The 16,748-nt window shown below is 53.1% G+C and carries 18 protein-coding genes; 6 read left to right on the plus strand and 12 right to left on the minus strand.

Annotation, left to right across the window (positions count from 1 at the left end; all coding sequences use genetic code 11):
- Positions 1-50 precede the first annotated feature (50 nt).
- A complete protein-coding gene (locus PW844_RS25765; protein WP_299457898.1) occupies positions 51-1,808 on the plus strand; it encodes a sulfite reductase subunit alpha in 1,758 nt (585 codons plus the stop codon).
- 215 nt (positions 1,809-2,023) lie between these two features.
- On the plus strand, positions 2,024-3,817 hold the full coding sequence (locus tag PW844_RS25770) for a glycosyl hydrolase family 18 protein (protein ID WP_299457900.1): 1,794 nt from the start codon (positions 2,024-2,026) through the stop codon (positions 3,815-3,817).
- Positions 3,818-3,895: 78 nt separating this feature from the next.
- Here the strand turns inward: PW844_RS25770 and sspB are convergent, their stop codons facing one another.
- The 5 genes from sspB to zapE form a co-directional block, all read right to left on the minus strand.
- Entirely contained in the window at positions 3,896-4,381 is a 486-nt protein-coding gene (gene sspB, locus PW844_RS25775) for a ClpXP protease specificity-enhancing factor (protein WP_084872135.1), read from the minus strand.
- A gap of 3 nt (positions 4,382-4,384) precedes the next feature.
- Positions 4,385-5,026 (minus strand): stringent starvation protein SspA, encoded by a 642-nt coding sequence (sspA, locus tag PW844_RS25780; protein WP_021184232.1) that lies wholly within the window; start codon positions 5,024-5,026, stop codon positions 4,385-4,387.
- 327 nt (positions 5,027-5,353) lie between these two features.
- Positions 5,354-5,746, minus strand: a complete 393-nt coding sequence (gene rpsI / locus PW844_RS25785; protein WP_013507645.1) for a 30S ribosomal protein S9 — start codon at positions 5,744-5,746, stop codon at positions 5,354-5,356.
- 15 nt (positions 5,747-5,761) lie between these two features.
- On the minus strand, positions 5,762-6,190 hold the full coding sequence (rplM, locus tag PW844_RS25790; protein WP_084872133.1) for a 50S ribosomal protein L13: 429 nt from the start codon (positions 6,188-6,190) through the stop codon (positions 5,762-5,764).
- 236 nt (positions 6,191-6,426) lie between these two features.
- Complete coding sequence (zapE, locus tag PW844_RS25795; RefSeq protein WP_299457906.1) at positions 6,427-7,554, minus strand: cell division protein ZapE; 1,128 nt, start codon at positions 7,552-7,554, stop codon at positions 6,427-6,429.
- A 184-nt stretch (positions 7,555-7,738) separates the two neighbouring features.
- Between zapE and zapG the strand changes: the two genes are divergently transcribed.
- The 3 genes from zapG (at position 7,739) to degS (ending at position 10,773) form a co-directional block, all read left to right on the plus strand.
- Positions 7,739-8,143 carry a Z-ring associated protein ZapG gene (gene zapG / locus PW844_RS25800; RefSeq protein WP_299457908.1) on the plus strand — a complete coding sequence of 135 codons (405 nt, stop codon included), beginning with the start codon at positions 7,739-7,741 and terminating at the stop codon, positions 8,141-8,143.
- Positions 8,144-8,251: 108 nt separating this feature from the next.
- Entirely contained in the window at positions 8,252-9,625 is a 1,374-nt protein-coding gene (gene degQ / locus PW844_RS25805; RefSeq protein ID WP_299457910.1) for a serine endoprotease DegQ, read from the plus strand.
- Positions 9,626-9,711: 86 nt separating this feature from the next.
- Positions 9,712-10,773, plus strand: a complete 1,062-nt coding sequence (degS, locus tag PW844_RS25810; protein WP_299457912.1) for an outer membrane-stress sensor serine endopeptidase DegS — start codon at positions 9,712-9,714, stop codon at positions 10,771-10,773.
- Positions 10,774-10,860: 87 nt separating this feature from the next.
- Here the strand turns inward: degS and epmA are convergent, their stop codons facing one another.
- The 4 genes from epmA to efp all read right to left on the minus strand — a co-directional run bounded on the left by epmA (position 10,861) and on the right by efp (position 13,040).
- Entirely contained in the window at positions 10,861-11,838 is a 978-nt protein-coding gene (gene epmA, locus PW844_RS25815; RefSeq protein WP_208713811.1) for an elongation factor P--(R)-beta-lysine ligase, read from the minus strand.
- Positions 11,839-12,049: 211 nt separating this feature from the next.
- A complete protein-coding gene (locus PW844_RS25820; protein WP_299457914.1) occupies positions 12,050-12,184 on the minus strand; it encodes an entericidin A/B family lipoprotein in 135 nt (44 codons plus the stop codon).
- A 102-nt stretch (positions 12,185-12,286) separates the two neighbouring features.
- A complete protein-coding gene (locus PW844_RS25825) occupies positions 12,287-12,418 on the minus strand; it encodes an entericidin A/B family lipoprotein (RefSeq protein WP_013507637.1) in 132 nt (43 codons plus the stop codon).
- A 55-nt stretch (positions 12,419-12,473) separates the two neighbouring features.
- Positions 12,474-13,040, minus strand: coding sequence for an elongation factor P (gene efp, locus PW844_RS25830; protein ID WP_084872120.1), 567 nt, complete (start codon positions 13,038-13,040; stop codon positions 12,474-12,476).
- A 41-nt stretch (positions 13,041-13,081) separates the two neighbouring features.
- Here efp and epmB point away from each other — a divergent pair, with 41 nt between their 5' ends.
- Positions 13,082-14,110: an EF-P beta-lysylation protein EpmB gene (gene epmB, locus PW844_RS25835; RefSeq protein WP_299457918.1), complete on the plus strand. Its 1,029-nt coding sequence runs from the start codon at positions 13,082-13,084 to the stop codon at positions 14,108-14,110.
- Positions 14,111-14,159: 49 nt separating this feature from the next.
- On the opposite strand, the gene PW844_RS25840 is transcribed toward epmB, so the two are convergent.
- From PW844_RS25840 to PW844_RS25850, 3 genes are all read right to left on the minus strand, one after another.
- On the minus strand, positions 14,160-14,507 hold the full coding sequence (locus PW844_RS25840) for a DUF4156 domain-containing protein (RefSeq protein WP_299457920.1): 348 nt from the start codon (positions 14,505-14,507) through the stop codon (positions 14,160-14,162).
- 195 nt (positions 14,508-14,702) lie between these two features.
- Positions 14,703-16,352: a chaperonin GroEL gene (gene groL / locus PW844_RS25845; RefSeq protein WP_084872114.1), complete on the minus strand. Its 1,650-nt coding sequence runs from the start codon at positions 16,350-16,352 to the stop codon at positions 14,703-14,705.
- 48 nt (positions 16,353-16,400) lie between these two features.
- Positions 16,401-16,694, minus strand: a complete 294-nt coding sequence (locus PW844_RS25850) for a co-chaperone GroES (RefSeq protein ID WP_013507632.1) — start codon at positions 16,692-16,694, stop codon at positions 16,401-16,403.
- Between the last annotated feature and the right edge of the window lie 54 nt (positions 16,695-16,748).

Raw genomic sequence — 16,748 nt, forward strand, 5'->3', positions numbered from 1 at the left:
TTGTGTATTATCGACTGAATATGACTGAACGGGATTGAGCAAAAGTACCCATGAAGATTCCTTACATTCCTGAAGATGCACCTTTCAATGGTGATCAAAAATACTGGCTGGCGGGTTTTCTCGCCGGTCTCCACTCGCGCCTGTTGGTGTTAGAAGACAAGCAGCAGACCGCTCCGGCGGCTGGTGCGGCGACCACCACCCAGTTGCATATCCTGTTCGGTTCGCAGACCGGCAATGCCGAAGCGCTGGCCCAGACGGCAGCGAAAGCAGCACGTGCCAAAGGCCTGGTGCCGGTGGTTCAGGCGCTGGGTGAAGTGGATATTGATGTCTTCGCCACCATGCGTCATGTGTTGATCGTCACGTCTACCTACGGTGAAGGCGAAATGCCGGACAACGCACAGCTGTTCTGGCAGGCCATTTCTGCCAGCACTGCGCCACGTCTGGAGCAGATGCACTTTGCCATACTGGCGATTGGTGATACCGGTTATGACGGCTTCTGTCAGGCCGGTAAATTTATCGATATGCGTCTGGAGCAGCTGGGTGCGAAACGCGTCGTTGACCGTATCGACTGTGATATTGATTACGAAGAACCATCCAGCGCCTGGATCGGCAGCACCATGCCACAGTTTGCCGCCAGTGCGGGCAGCAGCGGCACGGTGCTGGAGAGCGCGCCGGAAGCACCGGTCATTCCGGGTAGCAATAAACAGAACCCGTATGCCGCTGCGCTGGTGACCAATAAACGTCTTTCCGGTGAGCAGTCAGGCAAAGATATCCGTCACTTTGAGTTTGATCTGACGGACAGCGGACTAAAGTACGAAGCGGGCGATGCACTGGGCGTGATCCCAGTAAATGACCCTGCGCTGGTGACGCTGCTGCTGACCCAGCTGAACGCTGATTATGAAACGCCGGTGCCGGGCTTTGACCGTAACCTCGGTGACTTGCTGACTTATCAGTTCGAAATCTCTGAACCGTCACGCAAACTGATTGAGTGGGTGGGCCAGAACACCACTAACCAGGAACTGCGCCACGTATTACAGCACGATGACAAAGATACCCTTGGCGTGTGGTTGTGGGGCAAAGACACTCTTGACCTGCTGCAACTGGAGCTGACGCGTAGCCTGTCGGTGCCGGAATTTGTGGCAATGCTGCGTCCGCTGCAACACCGTGCTTATTCCATCTCTTCCAGCTCGAAAGCGCATCCGAACCAGGTCCATCTGACCATCGCGTCTGTGCGTTATCACAGCGCTGGCCGCGCCCGTAACGGCGTTTGCTCCACCTACCTGGCTGAACGTGTGCGTCGCGGCGAGAAACCGGCAATCTTTATTTCACCGAATAAAGCCTTCCGCGTGCCCGCCAACAACAATGCACCACTGATCATGGTTGGCCCGGGTACCGGTATTGCGCCGTTCCGTGCTTTCCTGCAGGAACGCAAAGTCACCGGTGCCGAAGGCAAAAACTGGTTGTTCTTTGGTGACCAGCATCAGGAACACGATTACATCTACCAGGATGAGCTGAACGAGTGGCAGCAAAGTGGCCTGCTGACGCATCTTGATCTGGCGTTCTCACGCGATCAGGAAGAAAAAATTTACGTGCAGAACCGCATGCTGGAGAAAGGCGCTGAGCTGTACGCCTGGCTGCAGGAAGGTGCGTATTTCTACGTGTGTGGTGATGCATCACGCATGGCGAAAGATGTCGATTCCGCGCTGTATGAAGTGGTTCGTCAGTTCGGTGGCTTGTCCAGCGAGCGTGCCGCTGCCTATATCGACCAGTTGAAGAAAGACAAGCGTTACCTGCGTGACGTCTACTAAGACGGCGACATAAGCGCTTCGTTTGTTGAATGCCAGTCAGTGGATGCTGACTGGCATTTTTCTTTGGCGTTAAGAAAATTCTTCACCTCACCCGTCATACCACCGATCAAATAAAGACAGTTCGCTTTTATTCAGGGATGCCCCCTAAATAGCCTGTTTCGCTTTTTAAATACACTACAGGAGATAATTTCGCTTATTTAAAAGGTTTACTCTTCATGAAGAAAAGTTTTAAACAAAAATGCCTGGCAGCTGCCATTTTGCTCACCATGGGGTTAACCAGCCAGGCGGGCTTTGCCGCCGGTGGTGCATCATTTATTCCGGACATCAGCCAAAAACCTATTCTGGTCGGTTTCTGGCATAACTGGGCCAGTAAATCAGACGGATATAAAGGCGGTACTGCACCTTATATAAAATTATCCGATGTCTCGTCGGAATATGATGTCGTGACGGTCGCGTTTATGACGGATGAAGGTATCCCGACTTTTCACCCTTATAACATGACGGATGAAGAGTTCCGTAAACAAGTCGAAACCCTTAATGCACGCGGCCAGGCGGTTATGCTGTCGCTCGGCGGAGCCGATGCACGTGATATCGCACTGAAACCGGGTGATGGGCAGAAGTTCGCGGCTGAGATTATTCGCCTGATTGAACTCTATGGTATCGACGGTGTGGATATCGATTTAGAAGGACACTCGATTACCGCAGGCGCCAACCAGATTGAAATTCCCGCCGCACTGAAAATCGTTAAAAATCAGTATCCAAAATTCATTATCAGTATGGCCCCTGAATTTCCCTACCTGCGTTCAGGCGCTCAGTATGAGCCGATAATTAAATCATTGGAAGGCTACTACGATTTCATTGCCCCACAATATTATAACCAGGCCGGGGATGGCATCTGGGCTTCAGATATTCCAGGTGGTTCAGTTATTCAGGGAGACGACGCCCGCAAAGCTGACTTCCTGTTTTATATGACCGACTCCCTCATCCACGGTACACGTGGTTATATACAGATCCCTGCTAATAAGCTGGCTATTGGCCTGCCCAGCAATCCTGATGCCGCCGCCAATGGCTATGCGCGTAATGAATCTGATGTTCGCAGTGCCTGGGAAAGACTGAATGCTCAGGGCACGCCAATTAAAGGGTTGATGACCTGGTCAATTAACTGGGATGCGGGTTCGAGTGCCAATGGCAACCAATACGGTAACGAATTTGTGCGACGCTATGCAGCAATGGTGCATGAAAATTCTGTTCCTGATATTGATCAGGAAGCCCCAGGCCAGCCGGGCCATCCCATCGCTCATGATGTTGCTGCCAACAAGATCGCGCTTTCATGGACAGCCTCAACGGATAACCAGGGTGTGAGCCAGTATCAGGTGTGGCGTAATGACGTCAATATCGCCGCAACACCTATCCCTTCCTATGTGGATAATAATGTTAAGGCCGAGACAAGATACGATTATTTCGTCACTGCTCAGGATAAGCAGGGCAATGTTTCTTTACCCAGCCAGACCACCTCAGTGACCACGCCGGGTATTGACTGCGAAGACTGTACACCTGCAGCGCCTCAGGGATTAAAAGCGGAAACTATCGATAAAGACAGTGCGACGCTGAGCTGGGAAGCCGTGGGTAATGTGGCGATCAAACACTACGTTATTTACCGTAACGGCGTGCAGATTAAAGAAACGACGCAGACTCGCCTTACTGATAGCGGATTATCTGCCGCCACAAAATATCAGTATCAGATTGCGGCAGTCAGCGTGACCAACCGTGTTTCTGACAAGAGCCAAACGCTGGAAGTGACGACATTGGCCGGTGACTCGATCCCTTCTGAGCATCCCGCTTATAAAGAAGGCACCAACTACAAAGCTGGCGATGTGGTGTCCAATAAAGGCGGTCTTTATCAGTGCAAACCCTGGCCGTATACCAGCTGGTGTGGGGCTGCGGCATGGGCTTACGAGCCTGATGCTGGTCAGCACTGGTCACAGGCCTGGGAGCCTTATAAAGGTTAATTCTTACGTCGCATAAAAAAATCCGGAAACGTTATGTTCCCGGATTTTTTCATTGTGACCTCATCGGTCAACTGGCGTTTATTTCACCACACGCAGCGATGGACGACCACCACGCGGCGGCGGCTCATCATCTGGCGGGGTTTCATCGTCAGCTGAATCGTCGGGACGATCGCCATCAATCACTGACATCATGGTTTCTTCCTGACCTTCCAGTTCGTCCTGGGCTGCCAGCTCATAAGCCGGTTCCGGTTCGAACATGGTGCCTGCACCGTTCTCACGGGCATAGATAGCCAGAATTGCCGCCATCGGTACTGAAACCTGACGCGGTACCCCACCGAAGCGTGCGTTGAACTCCACACGTTCGTTACCCAGTTCAAGGTTGCCGACAGCACGCGGTGCTATGTTCAGCACAATCTGACCATCACGCGCGTATTCCAGCGGCACCTGTACACCAGGCAGATTGATGTCGACCACCAGATGCGGCGTCAGCTGGTTATCAAGCAGCCAGTCATAAAACGCACGCAACAGATAAGGGCGACGGGCCGTTAATTGCGACATTTCCATAGATTAGCCCCGGGCTTGAAGGCGCATTTCACGTTCTGCTTCAGTCAGTGAAGCGAGGAAAGAGTCACGCTCAAATACGCGGGTCATGTAGCCTTTCAGCTCTTTCGATCCGGCGCCAGCCAGTTCAACACCCATAGACGGTAAACGCCACAGCAGCGGTGCCAGATAGCAATCAACCAGGCTGAACTCTTCGCTCATAAAGAACGGAGTACGTGAGAACAACGGCGCAATGGCCAGCAGTTCTTCACGCAGTTGTTTACGCGCGGCATCGGCTTCTGCACCGGTGCGGGTTTCAATGATGCGCATCAGGCTATACCAGTCCTGCTCAATACGGTGCATCATCAGACGGCTTTCGCCACGAGCAACCGGATAGACAGGCATCAGCGGTGGATGCGGGAAACGCTCATCAAGATATTCCATGATGATGCGGGATTCATACAGCGTCAGTTCACGATCTACCAGCGTTGGCACTGTGCGGTACGGGTTGAGGTCAATCAGATCCTGCGGCAGGTTATCCGTTTCAACCTGCTCGATCTCCACGCTGACGCCTTTCTCAGCCAGTACAATACGTACCTGATGGCTGAAAATGTCAGTCGGACCAGAAAACAGCGTCATTACCGAACGTTTGTTGGCAGCGACAGCCATGAAAACCTCCAAGTTTGTTCACAAAAAATTACTGCGAATAGCCAACCACACGGCGACTCACCTGCTTATCAGATTCGCACACAGCCAGCGTTTGCGGCATTTTTCGCCCATCCTGGCGGAAATAATACGCACAACGCTCCGGCTCGCGGGCGCAAAGTGACAGTCAGTTTACCAGATTTTAAGCAGCTTGTGGGGCGGGGAAAGTGATTTGCAGGCAAAATGCGGGTAAAGCTCGCGTTTTTGTGGCAACAATCCCTGTTCGGCAAAAGCAAAAAACCCGCCGAAGCGGGTTTTTTGTGCCAACTGTGACTGCCGAAGCAGCAACAATTAACGTTTGGAGAACTGCGGACGACGGCGTGCTTTACGCAGACCGACTTTCTTACGTTCAACCTGACGCGCATCACGGGTAACGAAGCCCGCTTTACGCAGTTCAGAACGCAGAGACTCGTCGTACTCCATCAGAGCGCGGGTGATACCGTGACGGATCGCGCCGGCCTGACCAGAGATACCACCACCTTTAACGGTGATGTACAGGTCCAGTTTACCAACCAGATCAACCAGCTCCAGCGGCTGACGCACGACCATGCGTGCAGTCTCGCGACCGAAGTACTGCTCCAGAGAGCGCTGGTTAATTACGATGTTACCGCTACCCGGCTTGATAAAGACGCGAGCGGATGAGCTTTTGCGGCGACCAGTGCCGTAGTTTTGAGTTTCAGCCATTGCCTGTAATCCCGATTAAATGTCAAGAACTTGCGGTTGCTGCGCCGCATGGTTGTGCTCGTTGCCTGCGTAAACTTTCAGTTTACGGTACATAGCACGACCCAGCGGGCCTTTCGGCAGCATGCCTTTAACCGCGATTTCAATCACACGCTCAGGACGGCGGGCAATCATCTCTTCGAAGGTCGCCTGCTTGATACCACCGATGTGACCAGTGTGGTGATAATAGATCTTGTCAGTACGCTTGTTGCCAGTTACAGCAACTTTTTCTGCGTTCAGAACGATGATGTAATCACCGGTATCAACGTGCGGAGTGTATTCCGCTTTATGCTTACCACGCAGACGGCGCGCCAGTTCAGTCGCCAGGCGACCCAGGGTTTTGCCGGTTGCGTCAACAACATACCAGTCACGTTGGACGGTTTCTGGTTTAGCTGTAAAAGTTTTCATTGAAAAGCTTACCCAAATAAAGTTACACGTTGGTGAAATCCCAAACGCTAAGTTAACGATTGAGGCTCACACGACCATTTCGCCCAGCAAGCCCACCCCCTCAGGTAGAGTTACCGGATCACAAAGGTTTCTGGGAAGAAAAACCTCTGCCGTAACGTGGGGTCGCAAGATTATAGAGAAGTCGCCCGTAAAGATCGAACTTTTTTACGCCCCCACGTCAGGTTTTTTGCGCCGAATCAGGGCAGATGCGGTAAACGCAGGTACTCCTCGCTCTGCATCTCCTGTAGGCGCGACAGACAGCGCTGATATTCAAACTTCAGACGCGAGCCCTGATAAATCTCAAACAACGACGTCTCAGCGGCCACCACCAGTTTCACATGGCGTTCGTAGAATTCATCCACCAGCGCCAGAAAGCGGCGCGCCTGATCTTCCGTCTTGTAAATCATCACTGGCACATCATACAGCAATACGCTGTGGAAACGGCGTGACAGCTCGATATAGTCATGCTGGCTACGCCCTTCTCCGCACAGCGTCAGAAAATCAATCGCCAGTACGCCGTCCTGTACGCCCAGCGTTGGCATACTGCGATGGTTAATTTCCAGTACCGGGGCATCATGGCGGGCTTTACCGGACAAGGCGCGGAACATCCGCTCCATTTCCGTATGGGTTTCCTCATTCAGTGGGAAACTCCACAGATGCGCCGACGTCAAGGTACGCAAACGGTAATCGATACCCGCATCCACGTTCATCACATCACAATGACGCTTAATCTGCTCGATAGCAGGCAAAAAACGCGCACGCTGCAAACCATTTCGGTACAGGTCATCCGGTGGGATGTTCGAGGTCGCCACCAGCGCAATACCACGATCAAACAGCGCCTCCATTAGCGTGCCAAGCAACATGGCATCGGTGATATCGGAGACGAAAAACTCGTCGAAACAGAGAATATCGGTTTCGGCTTTAAAGCGGTCAGCAACGATCAGTAGCGGGTCACTGTGCCCCTGCAACTGCGTCAGTTCCTCATGGACACGCAGCATAAAGCGGTGAAAATGCAGGCGTAATTTACGCTCGCCAGGAATAGACTGAAAAAATAGATCCATCACCCAGGTTTTTCCACGCCCCACGCCGCCCCACATATACAGGCCACGCACCGGCGCTTCCTTACTGCTTTTCTCTTTATTCATCAGTTTAGAAAGACGGCCAAACAAGCCTTTGCTGGCCGGGGCCGCGGCTGGCTGGCGAGCCACCAGTCCTTGCTGAATGGCATCTAAGCGGGTGATGGCTTCCCGTTGTACGTCATCCGGGCGAAATTCGCCCTGCGACAGCGCTTGCTCATAGCGCGCAAGCGGAGATGAGGTTTGCATTGTTCTCTCAGAGTCCCTGAAAAAGTCCGATTCATGTGTCGGTTGTCGAAAATTAGGCCGCTCTACACTAAGCGATGCCGCTCCAGAGTTCCACTTCCAATAGATTAACGGGTATAGTGGCTACTATTGAAGTTGAAACAGAAGCAATGCCCTACGAAGCAACGGAAATTACACGGGAGTCATTATGACCTGGGAATACGGGCTGATTGGTTTAGTGATTGGCATTATTGTCGGCGCAGTCGCAATGCGTTTTGGCAACAAAAAACTGCGCGAACAGCGCACCATGCAGTACGAACTGGAAAAATCCAAGGCTGAACTGGCGGATTACCGCGAAGAGCTGACTAACCACTTCGCGCGCAGCGCAGAATTGCTGGATAACATGGCGCGTGATTACCGCCAGCTGTATCAGCATATGGCGAAAGGTTCTAATGACCTGTTGCCGAATCTGCCGGGCGAGAAAAATCCGTTTGCCTACCAGCTGACGGAAGCGGAAGCGGATAACGATCAGGCGCCGGTGCAAATCCCGCGCGACTATTCTGATGGCGCTTCCGGCCTGTTACGTGGCGGCGAACGCGCACCGCGTAATTAATCTTTTTGGGGCACAGCGACGCTGTGCCCTTTTTGTTTGTCGAACCCTTGCCCCAAACAACTGTCACACTTTTTTAATCCCCCTTTTCGTAGCGAGAGCGTTGTAGCAATGAAAAAACAAGCACGACTGTTAAGCGCATTAGCCTTGAGCATTGGGATGAGTCTGGTCGCCGCGCCAAACGCACTGGCCACTCTCCCGGCGCAAATCCAGGGGCAGGCACTGCCGAGCCTGGCACCGATGCTGGAAAAAGTGTTACCAGCGGTGGTCAGTGTGCATGTGGAAGGCACCGAAACCGCCGCGCAGGGGCAGGATCTGCCTGAGCCACTGAAACGCTTTTTTGGTCAGTTGCCGGGACAAAACCAGCAACCTCAGCCTTTTGAAGGGCTTGGCTCTGGCGTTATCATTGACGCCGCCAAAGGCTATGTGCTGACCAACAATCATGTGGTGAATGGTGCGGACAAAATCAGCGTCCAGTTGAGCGATGGCAACGAGTATGACGCCAAACTGATTGGCCATGATGAGCAGACCGATATCGCCCTGATTCAAATACAGGGTGCGAAAAACCTGACCCAGGTGAAAATCGCCGATTCCGATACCCTCAGAGTGGGTGACTTCGCCGTTGCCATCGGTAACCCGTTTGGCCTTGGTCAGACTGCCACCTCTGGCATCATCTCGGCACTGGGTCGCAGTGGCCTTAATCTGGAAGGCCTGGAAAACTTTATCCAGACTGATGCCGCCATTAACCGTGGCAACTCCGGTGGTGCGCTGGTCAATCTCAACGGCGAGTTGATCGGTATCAACACCGCGATTCTGGCTTCCAGTGGCGGCAATATCGGTATCGGCTTTGCGATCCCGAGCAATATGGCGATGAATCTGGCGCAACAATTGATTCAGTTCGGCGAAGTGCGACGTGGGCAGTTGGGTATCAAAGGGACGGAAATGACCGCCGATATGGCGAAGGCATTTAACGTCGATGCCCAGCGTGGTGCCTTCGTTTCTGAAGTGCTGCCGAAATCCGCAGCTGAAAAAGCGGGGATTAAGGCTGGCGATATCATCACCTCAGTGAATGACAAGGCCATCACCAGCTTTTCTGAACTGCGAGTGAAAATCGGTACGACTCCCCCAGGGCAGCAGGTGAAACTGGGCTTGTTACGCGATGGTAAACCGATCACCGTTAACGTCACGCTGGATCAAAGTGCGCAAACCACCGCCAGTGCACAGCTGCTGTCACCGGCATTGCAGGGCGCAACCCTGAGCGATGGTAATACCAAAGCGGGCGATAAAGGGGTGAAAGTCGATACCGTCGAGAAAGGCACACCGGCTGAACAGGTGGGTCTGCAGAAAGATGATGTGATTGTCGGCGTGAACCGCAACCGGACCGAAAGCCTGGCAGAAATGCGTAAAGTGCTGGAAACCAAACCGCCGGTGCTGGCACTCAATGTGGTGCGCGGCGAAGACAGCATTTACCTGCTCTTACGATAATCATCATAACTGGCGGACAATCAGGTGTTTGTCCGCCTTTCTCATGCTATCCTGCCCTGCGATCATATCCGGCTTAAACTAACACCATGTTTCTTAAACTTTTGCGTTCTGTGGTGATGGGCCTGATCGTTGCAGGTATTTTGCTGGCAGCGATCCCAACACTCCGTATGGGCACCAGTGCCCTGATTGAACATGACAGCAGCAATGATGAGGCACCCTTCAGCTTTAATCCGGGTGTGCGTCGTGCTGTGCCTGCGGTAGTCAACGTCTATAACCGCAGTGCGCATGGTAATAACAATCGCGGCATTACCACGCTGGGTTCCGGCGTGATCATGAACGGCAAAGGCTACATCCTTACCAATAAGCATGTCATCAATAATGCCGATCAGATTATCGTCGCCTTACAGGATGGCCGGTTCTTCGAAGCGACGCTGGTCGGTTCCGACGCGATGACCGATCTGGCAGTGCTGAAGATCAGTGCATCAAATCTGCCGGTGATTCCGATCAACCCCAAACGCGTGCCACATATCGGCGATGTGGTGATGGCCATCGGTAACCCATACAACCTCGGTCAGACGGTGACCCAGGGTATTATCAGCGCCACAGGCCGCGTTGGCCTCAGTTCCTCTGGTCGCCAGAACTTCCTGCAAACTGATGCCTCAATCAACCAGGGCAACTCCGGTGGCGCACTGATCAACTCACTCGGTGAGCTGATGGGCATCAACACCCTGACGTTTGATAAAAGTAACGATGGCGAGACACCAGAAGGGATTGGCTTTGCCATTCCAACCGTGCTGGCAACCAAAATCATGGATAAGCTGATTCGTGATGGCCGGGTAATCCGCGGTTTCATCGGCATTACCGGACGTGAACTGCCGCCGCTACACGGCCAGGGCAGTACTCTCGATCGCGTGCAGGGCATTATTGTCAGCGACGTCGCGCCAGGTGGCCCCGCCGACCGTGCCGGGATTCAGACCAACGATGTACTGCTGAGCGTCAATGGTAAACCGGCTGTTTCGGCCCAGGAAACCATGGATCAGGTCGCCGAGATTCGCCCCGGCTCGGTGATTGATGTGCAGATTCTGCGTAATGAACAGAAAATGACGCTGCCAGTGACAATCGAAGAGTTCCCGCAAAGCGGCAATTAATCGTCGTAGCGGCGTGATTTATCGCGCGGTTTTTTCCGGCATCGCGCACGAAATTGCGCGATAAATCGCGCCGCTACAGATTGGCGATTAGCTGCGATCAACCGGGAAGGCGATAACCTCACTCAACGAGTCGGCCTTCAACGCCAGCATAATCAGACGATCCACACCCAGTGCCACGCCAGAACACGCAGGCATACCGTGCGCCAGGGCATCCAGCAGGTTGGTGTCGATGGGGTGCTGTGGCAGACCTCGCGCCGCACGACGGCGATTATCCTGCTCAAAGCGCTGACGTTGCTCGCGGCTGTCGGTTAACTCACGGAAACCGTTCGCCAGCTCTACCCCTTTGTAATACACCTCAAAACGTTCCGCGACGCGGTGATCTTCGGTGCTGATCTCAGCCAGTGCCGCCTGGCTGGCCGGGAAATGGTAGACAAACGTCGGCTTATCGATCCCAATTTTCGGCTCGACGCCCAGCATAAACAACAGCTGCAGCAACGTGTCGCGATCTTCTTCATCACGCGCCAGCTCACCATCACCCAGTTTTTCCGCCGCTTCACGCAACTGCGCTTTATCTGCGGATAACGGGTCCAGTTCCAGATGGCGAATAAACGCTTGCTGATATGACAGTGATTCTGCGCTATCGCACTCCAGCACCTGTTGCAGCAGATCGTCCACTTCATTCATCAGGCGATACATGTCGTAGTGCGGACGATACCACTCCAGCATGGTGAATTCAGGGTTGTGGTGACGTCCGGCTTCCTCATTACGGAAGCAGCGCCCCATCTGGTAAATCGGGCCACTGCCCGCCGCCAGCAGGCGCTTCATATGGTATTCCGGGCTGGTCATCAGCCACAGATCACGCCCTTCACTGGCACCGGGGCCAACAAAACGCGTCTGGAACGGTACCAGATGGATGTCAGTAATGGTCGCCTGGCTCATCGCCGGGGTATCGACCTCCAGCACGCCGCGATCGGCAAAGAAACGTCGAATTTCCGCCATAATAGCGGCACGTTTCAACAAATTGGCAATGGGTGCGCTCGGCTGCCAGCTTGCCGTTTCGCTCATGTTGATGACTCCTTATACAGATAAGGGGTGGAAGTCTACCCGTAATGGCGAGGGCAAACAACGCCGCAGCGCTTACCGGTCACGAGAACATTCCATATCACCACAGGGGCAGAGGGTTTAAAAGCCGCAAAGGCAGGAGCAGAAGACATTTGAGATAAAACAGAGGTGGGATGAAAACCCGGTACGAAACGTGTTCCGCACCGGTAAAACCTTACTGTGCGGTGCGTTGAATCGCCTTGCCGCCCGCTTCTACATCTTCCCCTACACCACGGGTGGTGTTGCAGGCAGAAAGCAGGGTGGAGAGGACCAGTACTGAGAAAATCGCGACAATACTTTTCTTTAACATAACAATATCCTTTTTGGTTGCAGTAAAAGTACAGCTTTTAAAGCATAGTCTTTATACGCAACGCTGCGGCGTCAGCCGCAGAAAAAGGCGTTGTCCTGTCGCTTACTTAGCAGCCCGTGAGATCGCGCCACCCAAATGGGAGACATCTTCACCAAAGCCGTGAAAGGTGTTGCAGGCACTCAATGCCGAGGAGACCAGCAACGCAAAGGCGACGAATTTTGCCAGCTTTTTCATTATTCTGAACTCACTTAAAAAAAAGGCGCATCGAAGGATGCGCCTGATTTGACGATTATTTTACGCGAGAAACGTATTCGCCAGAGCGGGTGTCCACTTTAACCACTTCGCCAATCTGTACGAACAACGGCACTTTAACCACTGCGCCAGTTGCCAGGGTCGCTGGCTTACCACCCGTACCTGCGGTATCACCTTTCAGGCCTGGATCGGTTTCGATAACTTCAGCTTCGATAAAGTTCGGCGGCTGAACAGCAATGGCTTTGTTGTTCCACAAGGTAACGATACAATCTGCGTTGTCCTGCAGCCACTTCTGCACGTCTTCCAGTACCTTAGATTCAACCTGATACTGTTCGAAGCTTTCCGGGTGCATGAAGTAGAAGAAGTCACCGTCGTTGTAAGAATACTGCAGGGTCATATCAACAACGTCTGCGCCTTCGGCAGAGTCGGTTGATTTGAAGGTTTTCTCAACGCGAGACCCGGTCAGCAGACGACGCATTTTTACGCGTGCGAATGCCTGGCCTTTACCCGGCTTAACGAACTCACTGGATTCGATGGAATACGGCTCGCCTTCGAACATGATTTTAAGACCGGAACGAAAATCGTTGCTAAGATAAGTCGCCATAAAGGCCCTCTGTAAATATTGAACTGGTAATAGCCAAAAAAATGGCACACATTGTAACCCTAAATCCCCCTTCCAGAGAAGATTGGTTGCAGCAACTTGCTGATGTTGTCACCGATCCTGCTGAATTACTGCAACTTTTAGCTCTCGAACGCCATGCGGAATTGGCCGAAGGCGCTGATGCAAGGCGACTTTTTGCCCTGCGCGTGCCACGGGCGTTTATTCAGCGCATGAAAACAGGCGATGCTCAGGACCCGCTTCTGTTGCAAGTATTAACCAGCCGTCAGGAATTCAATGATGCGCCAGGTTACAGCACCGACCCGCTTGATGAGCAGAGCAACGTGGTGCCGGGTTTACTGCATAAGTATAGAAACCGCGCACTGTTATTGGTAAAAGGCGGCTGCGCGGTCAACTGTCGTTACTGCTTCCGTCGCCATTTCCCTTATCAGGATAATCAGGGCAACAAGCGTAACTGGCAGGTTGCGATTGATTATATTGCGGACCATCCAGAGCTGGATGAAATCATCTTCTCGGGTGGCGACCCGTTGATGGCGAAGGATCACGAACTGGCGTGGCTGGTTGATGCGCTGGAAAAAATTCCGCATCTGAAGCGTTTACGCATTCACAGCCGTCTGCCGGTGGTTATCCCGGCGCGCATCACCGAAGGATTGTGCCAGTTGCTGGCCAATACACGCCTGCAGGTGCTGCTGGTGAGCCATATCAATCATGCGCAGGAAATTGATGATGAACTGCGCTATGGCATGCAGATGCTGAAACGGGCGGGCGTTACCCTGCTGAATCAGAGCGTGCTGCTGCGTGGCGTTAACGATAATGCGCGGAGTCTGGCTGACCTCAGCAATGCGCTGTTCGATGCCGGTATCCTGCCTTATTACCTGCATGTGCTGGACAAGGTACAGGGAGCCGCGCATTTCTTTGTGCCAGACGATGAAGCCCGTGCGCTGGTGCGCGAGCTGCTGACCATGGTGTCGGGTTATCTGGTGCCGAAGCTGGCCCGTGAGATTGGTGGCGAACCGAGCAAAACCCCGCTGGATTTGCAGCTACGCCAGGAGTAACCCACCAATAAAAAAAGCCGCATCAGCGGCTTTTTTTACAACGCTACCCTTATGGGCACTTGTAAACCTGGCCAGTCATTTTGCTGTCGAGCGGGGCAAAAGCAGACAGCAGATTCTGCGTTGGGCTGGTTGCACCGTAAATGGTGTTGCCACCCATTTCGGCCGCACGGTTACGCAGGTCATTGGCTGCACCGCGCAGTGAACTGCCCTCACCGCCAGAACCGCTCAGCCAGTTACTCTGTGAACCGGTGACATTTCCCAGAAGCTGACATTGGCTGCCCGGCTGCTGATCGACGAAGGTCACGCGCTCGCCGCCAGAACTCAGTTGATTTGAGCTGCTGCAGCCCGCCAGCAGAAGGCTACCGACTGCCAGTCCGAGCAAGAGGTTAATCCGCATTGTAATCCCCATTTATTATCATCTGTATCGGGCGGCAGCGTAGCAGAAAAGCGCATATTTTTTCTGAACATTCATTGCCCTAACCCGGAAAGCCGAAGTATTGCGCCCTTACTTATACCCTTTCGCCAGCAAAAGAAAAACCCCTGACCGTTTCCGATCAGGGGTTCTCAGATAACAAAAGCAGCCGGGGGGCGATTACATCATGCCGCCCATACCGCCCATGCCACCCATACCGCCAGCGCCGCCGCCTAAGTCAGGTGCGTCGCCTTTCGGCAGGTCAGTAACCATACATTCGGTGGTGATCATCAGACCAGCCACAGAAGCCGCGTACTGCAGAGCAGAACGGGTTACTTTGGTCGGATCCAGGATACCGAAGTCGATCATGTTGCCGTATTCTTCGGTCTGCGCGTTGTAACCGTAGTTACCGTCACCCGCTTTCACGTTGTTGGCAACCACAGACGGCTCTTCACCGGCGTTAGACACGATCTGACGCAACGGAGCTTCCATAGCGCGCAGCGCAACTTTGATACCGACGTTCTGGTCTTCGTTCTGGCCAGTCAGCTCAGTCAGCTCAGCAGCAACGCGCACCAGGGCAACACCACCACCAGCAACCACGCCTTCTTCTACCGCAGCACGGGTTGCGTGCAGGGCATCTTCAACGCGAGCTTTCTTCTCTTTCATTTCAACTTCAGTTGCGGCACCCACTTTCAACACGGCTACGCCGCCTGCCAGTTTCGCTACACGCTCCTGCAGTTTTTCTTTGTCGTAGTCAGAAGTCGCTTCTTCGATCTGCTGACGAATCTGCGTCACGCGACCAGAGATAGCAACTTCGTCACCCACACCGTCGATGATGGTGGTGGTGTCTTTGTTGATCACAACGCGTTTTGCCTGGCCCAGATCTTCCAGTGCCGCTTTTTCCAGCTCCATACCGATCTCTTCAGAGATCACGGTACCGCCAGTCAGGATAGCGATATCCTGCAGCATCGCTTTACGACGGTCGCCGAAGCCCGGTGCTTTCACCGCAGCCACTTTCACGATGCCACGCATGGTGTTAACCACCAGCGTCGCCAGCGCTTCGCCTTCCACATCTTCAGCGATGATCAGCAGCGGTTTGCCAGCTTTGGCAACAGCTTCCAGCACCGGCAGCATTTCGCGGATGTTAGAGATTTTCTTGTCAGCCAGCAGAATGAACGGGCTTTCCAGTTCAACAGCACCGGTTTCCGGCTTGTTGATGAAGTACGGAGACAGGTAGCCACGGTCGAACTGCATACCTTCAACCACGTCCAGCTCGTCCTGCAGACCGGTACCTTCTTCAACGGTGATAACGCCTTCTTTACCCACTTTTTCCATCGCCTGAGCGATCAGGGTACCGACGCTTTCATCGGAGTTAGCAGAAATGGTACCAACCTGAGCAATCGCTTTGGAATCAGAGCACGGAACAGACAGCGCTTTCAGCTGCTCAACAGCGGCGATAACCGCTTTGTCGATACCACGCTTCAGGTCCATCGGGTTCATGCCAGCCGCAACCGCTTTCAGACCTTCGTTAACGATAGCCTGTGCCAGTACGGTAGCGGTGGTGGTGCCGTCGCCTGCTGCGTCATTCGCTTTAGAGGCAACTTCTTTCACCATCTGCGCACCCATGTTTTCGAACTTGTCTTCCAGCTCGATTTCACGCGCAACAGAAACACCATCTTTGGTGATGGTCGGTGCACCAAAAGATTTATCCAGAACCACGTTACGGCCTTTCGGGCCCAGGGTAACTTTTACTGCATCTGCCAGTACGTTCACGCCACGTAGCATTTTTACGCGTGCGTCATTACCGAATTTTACGTCTTTAGCTGCCATTTCAAATATCCCTTAAATTCGTTTCGTTCAGTGAATTACGCGTAAAAATTACGCTTCAACAATTGCCAGAATGTCGCTTTCAGAGATGATCAGGACTTCTTCGTTGTCGATTTTCTCGGTTTTTGCACCGTAACCTTCGTTGAAAATCACCACGTCGCCCACTTTGACATCCAGTGGCAGGATGTTGCCGTTTTCCAGGATACGGCCTTTACCTACCGCAACCACTTCACCACGGGTTGATTTGCCTGCCGCAGAACCAGTCAGGACGATGCCGCCAGCTGATTTTGCTTCAACTTCTTTACGCTTGACGATCACGCGGTCGTGTAACGGACGAATTGACATGTGATAGCTCTCCTTTAGAAAGTCCAATCATTCAGTTAAGGGTTGAACGCCGGG

Origin of the sequence: Pantoea sp. (genome assembly GCF_028283705.1) — a bacterium.
In the GTDB taxonomy this organism is placed as follows: domain Bacteria; phylum Pseudomonadota; class Gammaproteobacteria; order Enterobacterales; family Enterobacteriaceae; genus Pantoea.